Origin of the sequence: Spirillospora sp. NPDC049652 (assembly GCF_040675125.1) — a bacterium.
Taxonomy (GTDB): domain Bacteria; phylum Actinomycetota; class Actinomycetes; order Streptosporangiales; family Streptosporangiaceae; genus Spirillospora.
The window spans coordinates 1-1,847 of record NZ_JBFAOF010001212.1 but is presented as its reverse complement, the minus strand read 5'-3'; the positions used below and the strand labels follow the sequence as shown (position 1 = coordinate 1,847).

The 1,847-nt window shown below is 73.5% G+C and carries 3 protein-coding genes; 1 reads left to right on the top strand and 2 read right to left on the bottom strand.

Going from position 1 to position 1,847, the window contains the following annotated elements:
• A partial coding sequence (locus AB0J52_RS38660) for a hypothetical protein (RefSeq protein ID WP_500188016.1) occupies nt 1-372 on the bottom strand: 372 nt, incomplete at its 3' end.
• Nucleotides 373-520: 148 nt separating this feature from the next.
• Nucleotides 521-1,042, bottom strand: coding sequence for an ATP-binding transcription factor AbmR (gene abmR / locus AB0J52_RS38655; protein WP_500188015.1), 522 nt, complete (start codon nt 1,040-1,042; stop codon nt 521-523).
• Nucleotides 1,043-1,157: 115 nt separating this feature from the next.
• Here abmR and AB0J52_RS38650 point away from each other — a divergent pair.
• A partial coding sequence (locus tag AB0J52_RS38650) for an MFS transporter (RefSeq protein WP_500188013.1) occupies nt 1,158-1,847 on the top strand: 690 nt, incomplete at its 3' end.

Below are 1,847 nucleotides of genomic sequence, written 5' to 3'. Positions count from 1 at the left end.
GGCTGACGTGCGCACACTGCACCGCAGCTCACCGGTGCCGGCGAGGTCGCCCCGGTCCCGGTAGCGGAAGGCGAACAGCTCGGGCTCGCTGCCCGTGCCGGGGCCGCAGATCCAGCGGCCGCCGGCGGCGTCGGGGAACCGGTCGTCCGGATCGGGCCAGACCAGGGCCTGCGGGGAGTCCTCCGCCCGCGCCGCGGCGAGCCGCCGGGCCAGATCGCCGAGGAAGTAGCCGCAGCGCTCCCCGACGCGCCCGAACAGGTCGCCGTCGCGGCGCAGTTCGAGCGTGACCTCGTAGGCGAGTCCCCGGCGGTCCCGCGCCGCGACCGGCACGACCGCGAGCGCCGACCCGTCCAGGCAGCGAAGTCCTCCCACAAAGATCACCCTAGGCGGGGCCTCCTCAAAACCCCCACCACCCGCCCGCGAAGATCGGGCAAATCCCGGTCAGCCCCGTTGACCTGCGGCATCGCACCGGGGACCGGTCCTTTGCCGGCGGACGGTCCGCCGCTTCGCCGGGCGCGGGTCAGGCCTGGGGGCCGGCGGCGCGGGCGCGCTCGACGTGCTCCAGGGCGGTGCGGAGTTCGGTGAGCCAGGCGTCGGTGTTCTTGCCGACGAGCCGGACGCACCAGGCGAGCGCGTCGCTGCGGCTGCGGGCGACGCCGGCGTCCACCAGGGTGTCCAGGACGCGCCGCTCGGGCTGGCGCAGCCGGGTCATGACGGGCACCGACAGCGTGGTGAACATCTCGCTGTGGTCGCCGCAGGACGCGCCCCAGGAGACCTTGCGGCCGAACCGGTGCTCGGCCTCGCGGGCGATGGCGATGCGCTGGTCGCGGGTGCCCTCGCGGAACTTGTGGACGTGCCCCGCGTGCATCTCGGCGCGCTCGGTGCCGGACACGTCGGCGGCGCCGGGCGGCTCGGGGAGGCGGCCGACGACGCCGATCTCCTCGCGGTCCAGCACGATCTCCGGCGCGCCCTCGAACCAGCCGTCCGGCAGGCGGCCCGCGAACCAGCCGCGGACGGCCTCGACCGCTTCACTAGTAGCCATGTAATCAAAATTACAACCCGTCCGGCCGGAACGCCAGACTCGCCCCGCATTGACAGCGTCCATCTTTTGACAGTTACTCTCATTTAGTAGAGACATTCAAAGAGAGGTGACTGTCATGCTGTCGGCGAAGGCACGGCGCTGGTGGGGGCTGGGCGCGCTCGCGCTCGCCCTGCTCGCCCTGGGGTTCGACATGACGATCCTGAACGTCGCGCTGCCGACGCTCTCCGTGCGGCTGCACGCCGGGACCAGCCGGCTGCAGTGGATCGTGGACGCCTACACGCTGGTGTTCGCCGCGCTGCTGCTCCCCGCCGGGCTGCTCGGCGACCGGTTCGGGCGCAAGCGGCTGCTGCTCGCCGGGCTCGTCCTGTTCGGCGCCGCGTCGCTCGCCGGGAGCCTGGTGGACGGCGCGGACGGCGTGATCGTCGCGCGGATGGCGATGGGCGTCGGCGCGGGCGTCGTGACGCCGCTGTCGATGTCGATGCTCCCCGCGATCTTCCCGCCGGAGGAGCGCACCCGGGCGATCGCCGTCTGGTCCGGCTCGATGGCGCTCGGCCTGCCGCTCGGCCCGCTCCTCGGCGGCGTGCTGCTGGAGCACTTCTGGTGGGGCTCGATCTTCCTGGTCAACGTCCCGATGGTCGTCGTCGGGGTGGTCGCGGTCGCGCTGCTGCTGCCGGAGTCCCGCGACCCGTCCTCGCCCCGGCTGGACCTCGGCGGCGCGGCGCTCTCGGCCTCCGGCCTGGCGCTGCTGGTCTACGGCGTGATCCAGGCGCCCGAGAACGGCTGGACGGACCCGGCGGTCCTCTCG